The organism is Xenorhabdus budapestensis (assembly GCF_017743015.1).
Taxonomy (GTDB): domain Bacteria; phylum Pseudomonadota; class Gammaproteobacteria; order Enterobacterales; family Enterobacteriaceae; genus Xenorhabdus; species Xenorhabdus budapestensis.
This window is the reverse complement of record NZ_CP072455.1, coordinates 2535430-2552041: the sequence shown is the minus strand read 5'-3', so window position 1 is coordinate 2552041 and position 16612 is coordinate 2535430. Positions and strand designations below refer to the sequence as shown.

Genomic DNA, 16612 nt, shown 5'->3' with positions numbered 1-16612 from the left:
AGGTATTGGCATCATCTATCATAATGTTATTACAGATAATCTCGCAATCTTTCAACACTCTCCTTCATGAAAAATAGTTAATATTTATCGGCCAATGATTAAGTTTTTATTTTCGATATTTCAAGTATACATCCTTGTTACCTACCTTATCTTTTTAGTTTGTTTTCAGTAATATTATTATTGCTTTTATTTGTCACTTCATGGTCATAAAATCTTTTGCAATGCAATAGTGATTCTCATTTGAGTCGATGTCTATATTATTTTTTGTTTATTATGGCAATTTTTTTATGGTTTATAGATGTAAGGCAGTATATTTAAAGCTCTTTATAATCATCTGCTGATGATTTGATTGCGATATTGGTGTTTTTTATTTTGATAAATAATTTTATTAAGTTATTTTGTTGGTAAGTTATTAATAATATAATAATATTATTTTTGTTGGTGGGTGAACAAAGTTTAAAACTTCGATAGAATTATTATTTTTAGATTTAAAATAATGAATTAATTATAAGCAATATATGAAGGTAAGATCGTTTATTATAAATTTTTATCTCGAATTATATTTGTTCTTGCCGCCTTGATTTTTAATAATCAGATAATCGGAGGTATTTTGTTTAAATTCACCCACGCTTCAAACTTTCACTCGGTGTTTCACCATAGCGTGCTTTATATTCGGCACTGAATCGTCCCATGTGGGCGAACCCCCAACGCAGGGCGACTCCCGTGACATTGCTTGCTTCTCCTGCCAGTAGCTCCGTACGAACATGTTCCATGCGCAAGTCGCGCAAATACTGCATTGGGCTGATAGCCAAAAATTCCCTGAAACCGGAGTAGAGACTGCGAAGGCTGACTCCTGCCACTTGAGCAAGTTGCTCTACCGTAATAGGTTCATGGGCGTGAGCTTGTAAATATTCCTGCACTTTTCGTACATGCCGTGGGCGAATGGAACAGCGACGATTAGCGGGGAGGCCGCTGTAATTATGCTGATGGGTGGACAGCAGGGTAACAGAAAGTAATTGCTCAATCTGACCAGTAATAAGTTTATATTGCAGAATATCAGGTACTTGTGTCGCACATTCAAGCAGATAGAGCATCAGACAGCGCCACGTCTGACAACGTTGCCATTCAAACCCCAGTTCAAATACCAGTGGTTGATCTAAAGGATGCCCCAACTGTCCGATAAGAGTTCTCTCCAGCAAAGAGCGGGAGATCCTGACCATAAACTGGTCATTATCAGCACTCCAGTGCATGGAGGTATGCTGATCCGGGCTGAGGATGGATGCCAGATTCGGTGTTGAATCAAGGTGCTGACCGCCGCTTTCAATACAGGCACAACCTGATAACGGCATCTGAATAAGAAAAAAAGATCCCAATGCGTTCGGATTGATTTCAACATTAGCTCCGTAACGCAGGCGGCTTATGGAAAAGTCTCCAAACGGGATATAGTGCATTCTGGCATCCAGCTTCCGGCTGCTACCCAGTATATTTAGCTGGTGGGGTTTCATCACCCGACCGACCATCGATCTCACTTCATCAAGATCATTGGATGAAAAAAGCAAATGTTCTGGAGAACTGAGGTGAGACTCAATTTTGGATACTGCATTTTTTGGGTCTGCGTACCTTGAATCAGAGCTTTTGGGATCAGAATAATAGTGAGACCACTGATTGCCCATCATTATTAGATACCTCTTTAAACATTTATTAAAGCTATACAGTTTTCTACTAGCAGTATCCACATTTTGCTTAAATGGAAGATATATGATTGTGAATATATTCATGAGGAACCTTACTCATTATTAATATAGTAATGAGTTTCAAACACTCTCATTCTTATCTGTTTTGACGGGCTTTTTTATCCGCTCTCTGCATGTTCTATCCAGACACTGCGTAAATCATAATTACATGACAGATTATGTATTGACCGTTGATTCATACTCTCATTACATAATACCCGTCCCTGTTTTCTTTCAAGGTCTTCTTTTAACTTTAACAAGCTGTAGCAAAACAGAAATACGAGGTAATTGATCATGGCGGAACGATCATTTGTTAAGGAAGTGGAAAAATTACGCCTGGGTCAGGGCGAACTTTTCCGTGGGGAAGGCATACTCGCTGTGACAAAAGCGTTGTTGGAATCAGGCGTTGCTTATATTGCAGGTTATCAGGGAGCGCCCATTTCCCATCTGATGGATGTTCTGGCTGATGCGCAGGAAATCCTTTCCGAATATGGTATTCGTTTTGAAAACAGCGCCAGTGAAGCAACCGCCGCTGCCACACTTGCTGCTTCTGTTAATTATCCATTACGCGGTGCTGCCATATTTAAGGCGACTGTAGGCACAAATGTTGCTTCAGATGCATTAGCAAATCTGGCATCTGGTGGTGTTTTAGGCGGTGCGCTGATTATTGTCGGTGAAGATTATGGTGAAGGTTCTTCCATCATGCAGGAGCGCAGCCATGCGTTTGCGATGAAATCCCAGATCTGGTTGCTTGATCCGCGTCCCAATCTGCCTTCAATTGTGCAGGCAGTAAAAATGGGGTTTGAGTTGTCGGAAGCCAGCCATACACCAGTGATGTTGCAGATGCGTATTCGTGCCTGTCATGTGCATGGTCGGTTTGTTTGTGCAGATAATCGCGTATCAGCGTTCAAAATAAAAGATGCATTAGTAAATCCGGCGCGTGAGCTCAATCGCATTGTTCTGCCTCCTGCCAGTTTCTTACATGAGAAAGAGAAAATTCAGGAACGCTGGCCTGCTGCTGTGCGCTTTATTCAGCAGAATGAATTGAATGAATTTTTTGCTGAAAGCGCTGATGACATAGGTATTGCGTTGCAGGGAGGATGCTATAACACCGTGATCAGAGCCTTAAATTTGTTAGGGCTGGCGGATGTGTTCGGTAATAGCCGGATTCCGCTGTATGTCATGAATGTGGCATATCCATTGCTTGATGAGGAATTTGAACGCTTTTGTTATGGCAAGCAGGCAATTTTAGTATTGGAAGAAGGTCAACCTAATTTTGTAGAACAAAATGTCGCTAATATCTTACGGCAGCGTGATATTACCATTCGGTTACATGGTAAAGATTTACTGCCAATGGCGGGAGAATACGATACAGCCACTGTGTTGGCGGGAGTTCGTGCTTTCCTTGAACGTTACGACAAGGTTGAAGCCGAAGTAACGGTCGCTGCCTGTCAGGCGCGCATTCCGGCTGTTACTTTACCTGCTGAAGATTTATCAGATAAAAACTCATCAGACAAAAAATCATCAGTTACAAAAAATAATGTGGTTCATACCCGCCCACCCGGATTTTGTACGGGCTGCCCGGAGCGTCCGATCTTTACCGCTATGAAGCTGATAGAGCGGGAACTGGGGCAACATCATGTCAGTGCGGATATTGGTTGCCACCTGTTTGCCATCTTGCCCCCATTCAATTTGGGGAATACCACGATGGGATATGGGCTAAGTGCAGCGAGCGCGGCAGCATTAAGTGCGCCAGTCGCGAATAAGCGAGCGATTTCAGTGATGGGAGATGGGGGATTCTGGCATAACGGGTTGACGAGCGGTATTGCTAACAGTGTTTTTAATCGCAGTGACAATTTGACCATTATTGTGGACAACAGCTACACCTCTGCTACAGGTGGGCAGGATATACCATCTTCAACTGCTTTCAACTCCAGTCGCAGCACGGGTCATGATATTGAAAAAGCGGTTAAAGGTGTTGGAGTGAAGTGGATACGCACGATCAAACGTACCTATGACCTCAAGGCCATGATCCATACTTTGCGGGAAGCACTGACAACAGGTAAACGGGGACCGAAAGTCGTGGTCGCACAGAGTGAATGTATGTTGAATAAACAGCGCCGTGAGAAGAAAAGGAACAAAGAGGCAATAGCGGCAGGGCAACGAATAGTGCGTGAACGTTTTGGCGTTGATCCTGATACTTGTACCGGAGATCACTCTTGTATTCGTTTGTCTGGTTGTCCTTCACTGTCGATTAAGCCAAATCCTGATCCCTTGCGTACCGATCCGGTGGCAACAGTATTGAATAGCTGTGTGGGCTGTGGATTGTGCGGGGAAGTTTCCCATGTCGCGGCGTTGTGCCCCTCTTTTTTCAAGGCCCGGATCATAACCAACCCCAACTACTGGGAGCGGTTGCTCCATTGGATTCGTAAAGGGATCATCGGTTACTTGCAACGTTGTGATACTAAACGTCGCGAGCGATATGACGCTTAAAAGCCAGTCCCTGTAGGCTCTAAGGGGAAATTATGTTTATGTCATCATCCATTCAGTCTCCGATTATGAAACCGAAAATCCAACCTATCAAAATTGCGATTTTGGCAATGGGAGGTGAAGGCGGTGGTGTACTGGCAGATTGGATCGTCAATTTGAGTGAAGAGTATGGTTATTTTGCTCAGGTAACATCCGTACCCGGTGTCGCACAACGGACAGGTGCGACGATCTATTATGTTGAACTGTTCCCCGGAGCAGATGATCCGGATGTTCCAGCGCCGGTACTGGCATTAATGCCGACGCCCGGAGATGTGGATATTGTACTGGCTTCTGAGTTAATGGAAGCCGGACGCGCAGTTCAGCGCGGCTTTGTGACGCCGGATCGTACTACGCTGATCACTTCAACTCACCGTGTATTCTCAATGGAGGAGAAAACAGCAATGGGAGATGGGCGTGTGGATAGCCATGTCCTGATCCAGCAATCAAGACAGGCTGCGTTGCGTTTTGTCCATTTTGACATGGCATGGATGGCAGAAAAGAGCGGTAGTGTGATTAGTGCTGTGTTATTTGGGGCACTCTGTGGTACGGGGATCTTGCCATTCAGCCGTATGCATTTTGAAAAAACGATTATCAAAGGAGGCGTGGGGGTAAAACCTAGCCTGCAAGCGTTTGGATTGGGGTTGAGCAGGGTACAGTCAGAAGAGTCTGGCTATCAGCCTTGCTATCATCGTTCTCATCATGAGCATTCTCAATATGGCCGCTTAAATCGTAATCGTTTCAGCCATAACTGTACCAATGACGAGCGCATAAACGTTTTTTTATTGCATATTCGAAAAACATTGCCTTCTTCTACCCATGAGATTGCTGCTGAAGCAGTCAGGCGTTTGGTGGATTATCAGGATCCGGCTTATGCCGATTTATATCTTGAGAGGTTGCAGAATCTGATGGAGCAGACTGGAAAACATCATCAGCGACTACTGTGTGAAACTGCCCGTTATCTGGCGTTGTGGATGACTTATGAAGATACCATCCGGGTGGCAGATCTGAAAATCAGAGCCAGGCGGTTCGAGCGGGTTCATAAAGAAGTGCGGGCACATAGTAAACAGGTTGTTGAAATTAATGAATTCTTTCATCCCAGAATGGAAGAGATCTGTGACACCTTGCCCGCCAATGTTGGTCGCTGGTTATCCCGTCCTCATTTTGTAAACCGGACACTGACAAAACTACTCAGCCGCGGTCGTGTAATTACCACCAGTTCAATTTGGGGATTTCTGTTGCTGTATACGCTGGCGGGTTTACGCCGTGTCCGCCGCCGTACCTTGCGTTTTCAGCATGAAACCGAACGGATTGAAAACTGGTTGCAGCGGATCGTGATTGCGGCAAAACATGACCCGGAGTTGGCTGTGGAAATTGCCCTATGTCAGCAGTTGATTAAAGGATACGGTGATACCCATAGCCGTGGATTGCGTAATTTTCAAAGCCTGATGGGTATCATTGATCGCCATCTCGTTCATCTGTCTCCGGCCAACTTGCGACAACTGCGTGAGGCAGCATCAGCGGATGAAGATGGCAACCGGTTACGTGAGTACCAACAGCATCTTGAAGCAACTATCTTAGAACAAAGTACTAAAACGACAGTATTAAAACGACAACATTGAGGAGGAGTCACTGATGAGCCTGCTTAGATTTGTACAGCCTCATAAGATTCGATTTTCTGAATGTGATCCTGCGGGGATTGTGTTTTATCCCCAATATTTTGTGATGTTCAACAATTTGTTCGAAGACTGGTTCGATGAATTAACTTCAATCGGATATGCCAATTATATTGCTAAGCATCGCTTTGGCCTGCCAACTGTTCATTTAGAGGCAGAGTTTAAGGCGATCAGCAGAATGGGAGATCAGGTTTGGCTGGAATTAAATGTTGAACAGATAGGCAAAAAATCACTGAAACTACGCCAGCGCTGTATCAGCAGGGAAGGAGAATTAAGGATGAGTGCTGTTCAGACTTATGTTACGACATCACTGGATACCCATCAGGCCATCCCAATCCCTGATGAACTTTATTACTCATTAACTAAATCAATTCCTTAATTAAAAAAATGCCTTAATTAAAACAATGTCTCAACTATATAACCTTAACTAAATACCTTGACTGAATCCCTGAACTGAACTTATGCGCCGTGGCAGGTATGGTGTAACAGGAGATAAATCATGAACAAAAAAAATATGAACATCGTATGTATTGGCGGCGGGCCAGCGGGTTTGTATTTCGGTTTGCTGATGAAGTTACAGAATCCTGATAACCGTGTTGTCGTGATCGAGCGTAATCGTCCCTATGATACTTTTGGTTGGGGAGTGGTGTTTTCGGACGCAACATTGGAAAACCTGAATGTGGCAGATGCGGTATCAGCCAGTACCATTGGTGCAGAATTCAGCCGTTGGGAAAATATTGATATCCACTTCAAGGGAACGGTAAATCGTAGCGGCGGTCATGGATTTATCGGTATTGGCCGTAAAAAATTACTCAATATCCTGCAAGATCGCTGCCAGCAGTTGGGGGTTGAGTTGGTATTCGAAACACAGGTTAAGGACGAACAGGAAATCGCCCGAAGATACGATGCCGATTTGCTGATTGCTTCTGATGGGATCAACAGCCAAACCCGTACCCGCTATGCTGATGCCTTTGAACCTGATGTTGATCAACGCCATTGCCGTTTTGTCTGGTTGGGAACCTACAAAGTATTTGATGCTTTTACATTTTTGTTTGTTGAAACAGAACATGGCTGGTTTCAGGCTCATGCCTACCAATTTCAGGAAGGGCTATCGACTTTTATCGTTGAAACGACAGAAGGGGAGTGGTTGGCCGCAGGTATCGATAAAATGTCACAGGAAGAGGGCATTGCATATTGTGAAAAGATATTCGCACCGTGGCTGGATGGATATGAGTTGATATCCAATGCAGCGCACTTACGCGGGGCTGCTATTTGGATCCGTTTTCCTCGTGTCATCTGTAATCATTGGGTGCACTGGATCAGGCCGGAGGGCGGTAACGGCAAAAATGTACCAATCGTATTAATGGGGGATGCTGCCCATACCGCCCATTTTTCTATTGGCTCCGGGACAAAACTGGCATTAGAAGATGCGATTGAACTGACTAACAGTCTGAAAACGCATCAGGGAGATTTGTCTGCGGGCTTGTCACATTACCAGAAAGTACGCAGTGTGGAAGTGTTGAAAATCCAGAATGCGGCACGTAACTCCACGGAATGGTTTGAAAATGTAGCGCGCTATGAAGATTTTCCACCGGAACAGTTTGCGTATTCTTTGCTGACACGTTCACAACGTATTTCTCATGAAAATCTGAGGTTGAGGGATAAAACGTGGCTGGAAAGTTATGAACGTTGGTTCAATCAGCAGCCTGACCAACAATCTCCCTTAACTCCACCGATACTGACACCTTATCCGGTGCGGGGAGTAACCCTGAAAAATCGTGTCGTGGTTTCCCCTACCCTACTGTATAAGGCAGTGGATGGCATTCCGGGGTTATTTCATCAGGTTCATCTTGGCAGCAGAGCATTGGGCGGTGCGGGGTTGGTGATCGCCGAAATGACAGCAATTTCACCTCAGGCGCGTGTGACTCCTGCGTGCACAGGATTGTGGAATGACCAACAAGTGCAGGGATGGAGGCTGATTACCGATTTTATCCATCAGAACACAGATACCCTGATCGGTATTCAATTGGGGCATGCGGGACGACGGGGTTCAACCCAACGGGGATGGGAACAGTCTGACCATCCGTTGCCGGAAGGAAACTGGCCTCTGGTTTCAGCATCGGCTGTGCCTTATTTATCAGAGAGTTCACAAATTCCGGCAGCTATCACAAGGGCACAAATGAGTGAGGTTATTGCACAGTTTGTCGCGGCAACCCGCCGGGCTATTGATGCGGGTTTTGATTGGCTGGAAATTCAGGCTGCCCACGGTTACCTGCTTTCCAGTTTTATTTCACCAGTAACTAATCTGCGTGATGATGAATATGGCGGTTCACTGGAAAATCGACTTCGCTTCCCGTTAGCTGTTTTTAAAGCGGTACGTGATGTCTGGCCGGCTGATTTGCCGATATCTGTGCGCATTTCTGCCACTGATTGGGTTGAGGGAGGAACTAGCATTGATGAAGCTGTCTTGATTGCCCGGCACTTCCACAATGCGGGGGTGGATATGGTGGACTGCTCCACAGGGGAAGTTTCTGCTGAACAACGGCCTGTTTACGGGCGCATGTACCAGACTCCGATGGCTGATCGTATTCGTAATGAGGGCAATGTGCCGGTTATAGCGGTTGGTGCGATTACAGACGCTGATCAGATCAACGGAATTATTGCGTCAGGTCGTGCCGATCTCTGTGCTTTATCACGTCCATTTTTATCCGATGCGGCCTGGTTGCTACATGAATGTGCCAGATATGGCTGGACAAACGTTGATTGGCCGAAACCCTATCTTTACGGCAAACAGCAACTGGAACACCAATTGATGCAGATACAGAGAGGTGTTCAATAGATTTCAGGTTAGCTTCCAAATCACAGTTACCATCCGTACAGGAGATACCCATGTCTCAACAAGAAAATGTCCAACCACATGATCAATATCGGGAAAATATTATCGGTCGCGCTAATGTAGCCGATAACCCTGAACTGTTGGCTTATTACAAAGAACTGGAGAAGCACAGAACAGGCGCACTCTGGACAATCGCCAATAAAATTGAACCGTGGCAACCGAAATCAGCTTCGGTTCCGGTACTTTGGCGTTATAGCGTTCTGCGTGAACATGTCCTGAAATCTGCTGATTTGGTTACACCGGAAAAAGCGGGTCGTCGTGTGGTCTATCTGAACAATGCTGGAGATCCGGGTTCATCCAGTGCCGTGGGGCTACTTTATTCCGGGATTCAGACTATGCGGCCGGGAGAAGCGGCATCAGCTCATGCTCACTCCTCGTCCGCTCTGCGTTTTATTATGGAAGGGCGCGGAGCTTATACCATTGTTAATGGACAGAAGATGCCGCTGGAAGCGAATGATTTTGTTTTGACCCCCGGTGGGACATGGCATGAACATGGCGTTGATCCTGATGGTTCACAATGTATCTGGCAGGACGGTCTGGATATTCCGTTGGTCAATGTACTGGAAGCTGGTTTTTATAAGGTACATCCTGATTTACGTCAGGCGGTAACAGAACCCGTAGATGCCTCTGTTGCTCTTTGGGGAGCGCCGGCCTTGCGCCCGCAAAATATCGGTTGGGATAAACCTTATTCTCCATTGTTCAAATATCAATGGGAGCCAACCTATGCAGCGCTGCAACGTTATGCCCGTGTTTCAGAAGGTTCACCATTTGATGACATGCTGATGCACTACACTAATCCGCTGACCGGAGGCCATGTGATGCCAACTCTTGGTGCCAGTATGCAGCTATTACGCCCCGGATTCGTTGGTAAGGCGCACAGGCATACTGGTAGTTTCATTTATCAGGTAGCGAAAGGACAGGGCTATTCTGTTATTGATGGTCAGCGGTTTGACTGGCAGGAGCGGGATATTTTCTGTGTTCCTTCATGGGCACTGCATGAACATGTCAATACATCACAAACGGAAGATGCCTGTTTATTCTGTTTCAACGACCTGCCGGTGATACGGGCATTACAGTTGTATTATGAAGAAGCCCTGGCCGATAACGACGGACATCAACGAGTAGGAGAATAAAGATGCGTTTAATCACTTATCGTACCGAAATAACCGCTGCTGCACGGTTGGGGGCGATTATAAATAATCATGTGGTGGATTTGGCAAAATTGGCTGCCCATGCCGGAAGTGTCTTACCGGATAACATGCTGGACTTTATCGAATTGGGACCATTGGCCGTAAACAGTACAACCATATTGTTAAATTCGTTTGAAGGTCTATGGCCAATCGGCGTGGCCCGGCCATTGGAGAATGTAGAAATTCTGGCTCCTATTCCCCGCCCGCGCAAAAACATTTTCGGCATTGGGCTGAATTATGTTGAACATGTTGAGGAATCCAGTCTGTCTCTCGATACGGCAAAAGATCTGCCAAAAGAGCCGATTATTTTTTCTAAGCCACCAACCACAATCATTGGTCCGGGAGATGCGATTGAACACAATCATGAAATCACCCGGCAATTGGATTGGGAAGTGGAGTTAGCCGTGATTATCGGGCAGCGTGCGAAGGGTGTACCGGAGTCTGACGCACTGAAATATGTTTTTGGTTATAGTTTGATTATCGACATGAGTGCCCGTGACTGTCGCCGTGCCGGGCAGTGGATCTACTCTAAAGGTCAGGATACCTATGCACCTTTCGGCCCTTGCATTGTCACTGCTGATGACATTCCCGACCCGCATAATCTTGCTTTGAGTCTGAAAGTTAATGGAGTGACTAAACAGGATTCCAATACTCATCATATGTTATTCAAAGTTAATGCTTTGATCGCAGATATCAGTAAGGGTATTACACTGGAGCCGGGAGATATCATCGCTACAGGAACGCCATCAGGTGTCGGGGCGGGACGTGATCCGCAGGAATGGCTATGGCCGGGGGATGTCATTGAAGCACATCTTGAGAAAATAGGTGATTTGCGCCACCCCGTTATTGCTGTGTAAATATTCATATAGCGGGTATAAAGAAAACAGGAGCCTGATATGTTGAATCTTCCTAAATTCAAGGCAGCTACGGTACAGGCTGCGCCGATCTTTCTGGATACAGAAGCGACAGTTGATCTCGTTTGCCAGCTTATCCATGAGGCGGCAGATAATGACGCCAGTCTGGTGGCTTTTCCTGAAGTATTTATTGCGGGTTATCCCTATTGGAACTGGGTAATGACGCCCGTTCAGGGCAGTCCGTGGTTTGAAAAACTGTGCAAATCTGCTATTGAAGTGCCGGGGGCTGAGATCCATAAAATCGCTCAAGCTGCTGCTCGTCATCATATCAATGTTGTGATTGGCGTGAATGAACGCAGTCCCACAGGTATTGCAACGCTCTATAACACACTGGTGACTATTTCTGATGACGGGCGTATTTTGGGACGCCATCGTAAACTGGTTCCGACATGGGCTGAAAAACTGACATGGGCGAATGGTGATGCTTCTTCATTAAAAGTGCATGATACGAGTATTGGCCCACTGGGGGTGCTGGCCTGTGGTGAGAATACCAACCCGTTGGCACGTTTTGCTTTGTTATCTCAGGGAGAGCTGGTACATGTTGCCAGTTATATCTCCCTGCCTGTTGCACCAGCAGATTATGATATGGCTGAGGCGATCCGTTTACGTGCGGCTGCGCATTGCTTTGAAGGTAAGGTTTTTACCCTCGTTTCCTGTTCCACTATTTCCGCGGAAATCGCACAGGCTATGACAGCCAGCCATCCCGAAGCTGAACAATTGCTGGCACGGTCTAATAGTGCGTTTACGGGAGTTGTCGGGCCGGATGGGCGTGTAATTGGTCATCCCCTGATTGATAAAGAAGGAATTGTCTATGCGGAAATTGATCTGAACCGTTGTATTCAACCCCGCCAGATGCACGACATAACAGGGCATTACAACCGTTTTGATATTTTCGATTTGAAAGTGAATCGTCGTGCTACGAATGCGATCCAGTTTACCGATTCATCGGATCAGGCAGATTCTAATTTGTGTACTGATTGGGCTAATCCCACACAAGATGATCGCTTATGAGTGAGAGCTTGGGCTAGGCACATTCGCTCCGGGATTCGGTTCACTGTTATCTTGAATAGATACCAGGGTCTTAAACTGGCCAGCGAAGTGAGAAGGTGCAGGCAAATAAAATGTAGGGATTCGGGTATAATAGTGAAAGATTATTAATACTCTGAATATATACCCTATAGTTTTCAGAATGCAGCCAACAAAACTGTAATTGGAAAGATGGGGGGATAGCAGTTTAACCAAAGGCCTGCATATGACGCGCTACGAACAATTGGCAGTAACGATCCGCCAACAGATAGAGGATGACATTTGGCAAGTGGGGGACAGGCTGCCATCACTGCGGGAATCGGTGAAATCGTCGGGATTAAGTTTGATGACGGTGCTGCAAGCCTATCAATTATTAGAAAGTCAGGGCTGGATCGTGGCACGTCCGCAATCAGGCTATTATGTTGCCCCGCGGATAAAACCGTTTGCAGCGGCAAAAGGGGGAAAGAAACTGAATCTGAGTGAAAATGTGGAGATTAGCGCCTCAATTTTTGATGTCTTACAAGCGGGTAAAGATCCACGAATCGTTCCTTTTGGTTCCGCATTTCCTGATCCTTCCTTGCTGGTAGAACCCAAGTTAGCCAAAACACTGGCCTCAGTCGCTCGTCGCTTTGTTCCCCACAGTTCATTGGCTAATTTACCACCGGGAAATGAACGATTGAGGCGTAACATATCCCGCCGTTATGCCGCACAAGGTATCCATGTTTCTCCTGATGAAATTGTGATCACAGCAGGTGCAATGGAATCGTTGAGTTTTAGTTTACAGTCAGCGACTTCCCCCGGAGATTGGGTAGTGATTGAGTCACCGGCTTTTTATGGTGCATTACAGGCCATAGAGCGTTTACGTTTGAAAGCTATTGCTATAAAAACAGATCCGAAAACAGGTATTGATTTGGATGTACTGGAAGAAGTTGTTGGTAAATATCAAATAAAAGCTTGCTGGCTGATGTCCCGATTTCAGAATCCGTTGTGTGTCAGTATGCCGACAGAAAATAAACAGCGGTTAGTTGAAATTCTGAACCGAAGCGGCATTATCCTGATTGAAGATGATGTTTATGGCGAACTCTATTTTGATCAGGATCCGCCGATGCCAATCAAAGCATGGGACAAGGAAAATAATTTCATGCACTGTGCATCCTTTTCAAAATGTCTCGCTCCCGGGTATCGCGTCGGATGGGTCGCTGCGGGAAAACATGCGATAAAGATCCAACAATTGCAGATGATGAGTACCGTTTCAGCCAGTATCCCCACACAGTTGGCGATTGCGGAATACCTGACTCAGGGAGGGTATGATAACCATATAAGGCGGTTGCGGCGTCAATTGGAACAAAGGCAAATTCAGATGCTGCGGGCAGTCAGTGAATATTTCCCTCCGTCGGTCAAAGTTAACAGCACTCGTGGAGGTTATTTTATCTGGCTGGAATTCGAACCGCCTTTCAATGCTAATCGGTTATATCAACAGGCGCTGGCTAAAGGCATCAGCATTGCACCCGGTAGCATGTTTTCCACCAGTTCTCAGTTTGATCACGCTTTCCGGTTGAACACTTCGTTTGCGTGGAATGAAATTCAGGCGGCAGCCATGAAAACATTGGGAAGTTTGTGCCGTATGTTATTAAAGGAATACGGGTAATTAATCACATTTTAATTGTTTCTCGGTTGCGGCAGGAAAAATTATTTGCGAAGTTTGCAATTGGACGTTTATTGCCTCTTCAGGTGTAAGTAGAACAGTAAGAGTAGTGAAAGGGGGAGCATGAGAATGAAATGTTTCGATTATGCAACGTTACCAAGAGAACAATGGGCTGGAGGGATCGGAGAAGTAAGGGATATTGTTTGCTGGCCGGTTGCTGATGATTTCGCTTGGCGTGTCTGCTTCACATCTATTTATCAAAATGGGGCACTGGGGCAATTTCCTGATATTGATCGCTCCATTGTATTATTGAAGGGAAAAGGCATCCGTTTAACCAGTCCGGGTTTTCTGGAACATGAGTTGGTGAAAAAAATGATCCCCTTCCATTTTTCCGGTGATATTCGGGGACATGCTGAACTGTTGGATGGATCTGTTCAATGCTTTAATATCCTGACTCGCCGTTCTTCCTGGGGTTCTGAAATTTCTGTTGTGACTGCTGAACGTCGTTTACCGACATCTCACAGCGGGGTGCTGTATGTTCTGAGAGGGCGTTGGGAAATGTCCGGCACAAATTCTGTTCAGCTTGCTTTTGGGCAAGGTGCATGGTGGTTGCCGGAAGATATACGGGAAGGAGCGATTAAACCGTTAGTTGCAGACAGCCAGTTGTTGTGGGTGGATTTACATCCGAATGAGTAAATATTAATGAATTTATCATTAGGGCTAGTTTGGCGATATTAATTTGAACTGAAGTCATTATTAATAAGCCCCTTTTCAGGGGCTATATTAAAATTCCCCACTATACAAATTTGTTTTCATTTTACTCATTTTGAGGAAATTCTTCTAAATAGAAATTAAAATGATAACTGCTGACTTTTTCAAACCGCATATAGGGTGGTTTTGTTTCATCATAAGCAACAATATCAAGGTCGGTGCCATTATATTTAAAATAAACAGCACCATGAGTTACTACGATATTCTGATCATTAAATACAGCTACGGAGGTAACATATAGTTGCCCATCTTTTGGTATCAGGCCAACGACTTCATAGTCGCCATCTGAATAACAGTTTACTGCATCAGGAATGGTATAAGTTTGGATATTTGCCCTAAATACCTGATCTATTCCTGATTCGTTAATCAATTTTATTGCCAGCAAATCACGGTTTGACGGAGATACAATAAACTTTGACAAACCTTGAATATCACTAATATCAGCCTGACTTGTATCCCATTCGCGATAAATTTGTCCTGCTTGACTATCACTGCCATGCCGCCAGGCAAAAACTATTGACTCCAGGCCAACTTCGACAGAAAGAAACTTATCATTTAGTGGAGTGCCTATTAAATTTACTTCCGTACTATTTTCTGGGTATTGATAAGAACTACCAGTGTAATCCTTTTGGGTATAAAATATAGCCCCATTGGCGAGCTGAGTTTTAGACATAATAGATATTCTCCTTACGTTTATTGCAACAATGTCAAACTAGAATAAGGAGCAGGAATTATGTGTCAAGGTAGTGGGTAACTCTTATATTGAGACATGGTTTTAAAAAATATTTGTTTAAATTTGGACGTATGAAAATTAATAAATGAGAGCGTTTTTATTTGACAAGGTTTTATTTTATTTAATATCTATAATATTTATTACTTTAATAGCCTTTTAGAGAAATTATTTTAATAAGCATTAGTGAAAGTGGTATGTCTAAAAAACAAATTTAGTTATTTTAGGTGCTTTGTGATCACTTCACACTTCAGTAAGCGCATGTTTACCGTGCGCTTACTTCTGGGCAATCCAGCACTTAAATTGTTTCAAAATATTGTTTTACAATTTCTCTGCCAATTTCAAATGATGCTGTAGCGGCTGGTGAAGGGGCATTGCAAACGTGCAGTGAGCGATGGCCGGTCACAAAGTGAAAATCATCCACCAGTTTGCCATCGACTGTTAATGCCTGGGCACGAACACCCGTTGATCCCGGTATGATATCTTCGGGCTGTAAATCAGGAATGAGCTGACGGGCATTATCAGTAAAAAGCTGACGTGAACATGAACGACGTATTTCTGCCAGGCCTTCATCGAAATAGCGTGTGGCAATTTTCCAGAATCCTTTGTAAGTCACTACTTCCGTCAGATCCCGCAGATTGAAATCTGTTTTATGATAGCCTTCACGCTTAAATGCCAATACTGCATTAGGGCCAACATCCCGTTTACCATTGTACATGCGTGTGAAATGAACACCTAAAAACGGAAAATCAGGGTTGGGAACAGGGTAAATCAAGTGATTGACCAAATAGTTTTTACTACTATCCAATACATAATATTCACCACGGAATGGCACAATCTTCATACCAGTATCATAGCCCGCCAGCCTAGCAATCCTGTCGCTGTGTAGTCCGGCACAGTTCACCAGCCATTTGGCCTGATAACCGCGTTGTTGAGTTTGTACTTCAACATAATCACTATGTTCACGGATAGCTTTTACCTGTTGTTGACAATGAATATCTCCGCCTCTTGTTTGTATGATCTCAGCCAGTTTTGCTGCAATTTCCTGATAATTCACGATCCCCGTATCCGGCACTAAAATTGCTTCAAGACCATTGACATAAGGCTCACGTTCTTTCAAAGCAGATTGTGATAACTGACTGACATTAAGATCGTTTTGTAAACCTCGTTGATAAATATTTTCTAATAAAAGGAGTTCTTTTAATTGCGTAGCAACAATAATTTTGCCGCAGCGATCATAATATAAGCCATGTTCTTGGCAAAACTGATATATCGTTCGATTGCCTTTTTTCGCCAGACGTGCTTTCAGACTGCCGGGAGTGTAGTAAATGCCAGAATGGACAACATTGCTGTTATGACCACTCTGATGAGCAGCCACATTCTTTTCTTTATCCAATACCAGCAGGCGTAAGCGTGGATGATGTTCTTGCAGGGCATTGGCAGTACCAAGCCCGACTAATCCTGCACCAATAATAATAACGTCATACATTTTTACTTTGCCTCTT

Annotated in this window: 12 protein-coding genes; 9 read left to right on the top strand and 3 right to left on the bottom strand. The window is 44.7% G+C overall.

The features are described 5' to 3' along the window. Positions 1–620 precede the first annotated feature (620 nt). Complete coding sequence (locus tag HGO23_RS11100) at positions 621–1676, bottom strand: AraC family transcriptional regulator (protein ID WP_244967784.1); 1056 nt, start codon at positions 1674–1676, stop codon at positions 621–623. A 351-nt stretch (positions 1677–2027) separates the two neighbouring features. On the opposite strand from HGO23_RS11100, the gene HGO23_RS11095 reads away from it, so the two are divergent. From HGO23_RS11095 to HGO23_RS11055, 9 genes are all read left to right on the top strand, one after another. Continuing rightward, entirely contained in the window at positions 2028–4226 is a 2199-nt protein-coding gene (locus HGO23_RS11095) for a thiamine pyrophosphate-dependent enzyme (RefSeq protein WP_209026644.1), read from the top strand. Between the two features lie 38 nt (positions 4227–4264). Continuing rightward, the gene (locus tag HGO23_RS11090; protein ID WP_244967783.1) at positions 4265–5881 is read left to right on the top strand and encodes an indolepyruvate oxidoreductase subunit beta family protein; all 1617 of its coding nucleotides are present in this window, start codon (positions 4265–4267) and stop codon (positions 5879–5881) included. Positions 5882–5894: 13 nt separating this feature from the next. Next, entirely contained in the window at positions 5895–6314 is a 420-nt protein-coding gene (locus HGO23_RS11085; protein ID WP_099136006.1) for an acyl-CoA thioesterase, read from the top strand. A 120-nt stretch (positions 6315–6434) separates the two neighbouring features. Further along, complete coding sequence (locus tag HGO23_RS11080) at positions 6435–8774, top strand: bifunctional salicylyl-CoA 5-hydroxylase/oxidoreductase (RefSeq protein WP_244967782.1); 2340 nt, start codon at positions 6435–6437, stop codon at positions 8772–8774. 50 nt (positions 8775–8824) lie between these two features. Then, a complete protein-coding gene (locus HGO23_RS11075; protein WP_209026643.1) occupies positions 8825–9964 on the top strand; it encodes a cupin domain-containing protein in 1140 nt (379 codons plus the stop codon). Between the two features lie 2 nt (positions 9965–9966). Then, complete coding sequence (locus HGO23_RS11070; RefSeq protein ID WP_099136004.1) at positions 9967–10878, top strand: fumarylacetoacetate hydrolase family protein; 912 nt, start codon at positions 9967–9969, stop codon at positions 10876–10878. Positions 10879–10917: 39 nt separating this feature from the next. Beyond that, positions 10918–11946, top strand: coding sequence for a carbon-nitrogen hydrolase family protein (locus HGO23_RS11065; protein WP_099136003.1), 1029 nt, complete (start codon positions 10918–10920; stop codon positions 11944–11946). A gap of 241 nt (positions 11947–12187) precedes the next feature. Next, complete coding sequence (locus HGO23_RS11060) at positions 12188–13609, top strand: aminotransferase-like domain-containing protein (RefSeq protein WP_099136002.1); 1422 nt, start codon at positions 12188–12190, stop codon at positions 13607–13609. A 120-nt stretch (positions 13610–13729) separates the two neighbouring features. Beyond that, on the top strand, positions 13730–14302 hold the full coding sequence (locus HGO23_RS11055; protein WP_099136001.1) for a HutD/Ves family protein: 573 nt from the start codon (positions 13730–13732) through the stop codon (positions 14300–14302). A 121-nt stretch (positions 14303–14423) separates the two neighbouring features. Here HGO23_RS11055 and HGO23_RS11050 read toward each other — a convergent pair whose 3' ends face one another. Both HGO23_RS11050 and lhgO read right to left on the bottom strand, forming a co-directional pair. Then, on the bottom strand, positions 14424–15050 hold the full coding sequence (locus tag HGO23_RS11050; RefSeq protein WP_099136000.1) for a beta/gamma crystallin domain-containing protein: 627 nt from the start codon (positions 15048–15050) through the stop codon (positions 14424–14426). A 355-nt stretch (positions 15051–15405) separates the two neighbouring features. Further along, on the bottom strand, positions 15406–16596 hold the full coding sequence (lhgO, locus tag HGO23_RS11045; protein ID WP_209026642.1) for an L-2-hydroxyglutarate oxidase: 1191 nt from the start codon (positions 16594–16596) through the stop codon (positions 15406–15408). Positions 16597–16612 lie beyond the last annotated feature (16 nt).

Excerpts from the sequence above, each read along its gene's own strand:
- HGO23_RS11100 (WP_244967784.1), bottom strand. The coding sequence starts at position 1,676 with ATGATGGGCAATCAGTGGTCTCACTATTATTCTGATCCCAAAAGCTCT.
- HGO23_RS11095 (WP_209026644.1), top strand. The coding sequence starts at position 2,028 with ATGGCGGAACGATCATTTGTTAAGGAAGTGGAAAAATTACGCCTGGGT.
- HGO23_RS11090 (WP_244967783.1), top strand. The coding sequence starts at position 4,265 with ATGTCATCATCCATTCAGTCTCCGATTATGAAACCGAAAATCCAACCT.
- HGO23_RS11085 (WP_099136006.1), top strand. The coding sequence starts at position 5,895 with ATGAGCCTGCTTAGATTTGTACAGCCTCATAAGATTCGATTTTCTGAA.
- HGO23_RS11080 (WP_244967782.1), top strand. The coding sequence starts at position 6,435 with ATGAACAAAAAAAATATGAACATCGTATGTATTGGCGGCGGGCCAGCG.
- HGO23_RS11075 (WP_209026643.1), top strand. The coding sequence starts at position 8,825 with ATGTCTCAACAAGAAAATGTCCAACCACATGATCAATATCGGGAAAAT.
- HGO23_RS11070 (WP_099136004.1), top strand. The coding sequence starts at position 9,967 with ATGCGTTTAATCACTTATCGTACCGAAATAACCGCTGCTGCACGGTTG.
- HGO23_RS11065 (WP_099136003.1), top strand. The coding sequence starts at position 10,918 with ATGTTGAATCTTCCTAAATTCAAGGCAGCTACGGTACAGGCTGCGCCG.
- HGO23_RS11060 (WP_099136002.1), top strand. The coding sequence starts at position 12,188 with ATGACGCGCTACGAACAATTGGCAGTAACGATCCGCCAACAGATAGAG.
- HGO23_RS11055 (WP_099136001.1), top strand. The coding sequence starts at position 13,730 with ATGAGAATGAAATGTTTCGATTATGCAACGTTACCAAGAGAACAATGG.
- HGO23_RS11050 (WP_099136000.1), bottom strand. The coding sequence starts at position 15,050 with ATGTCTAAAACTCAGCTCGCCAATGGGGCTATATTTTATACCCAAAAG.
- lhgO (WP_209026642.1), bottom strand. The coding sequence starts at position 16,596 with ATGTATGACGTTATTATTATTGGTGCAGGATTAGTCGGGCTTGGTACT.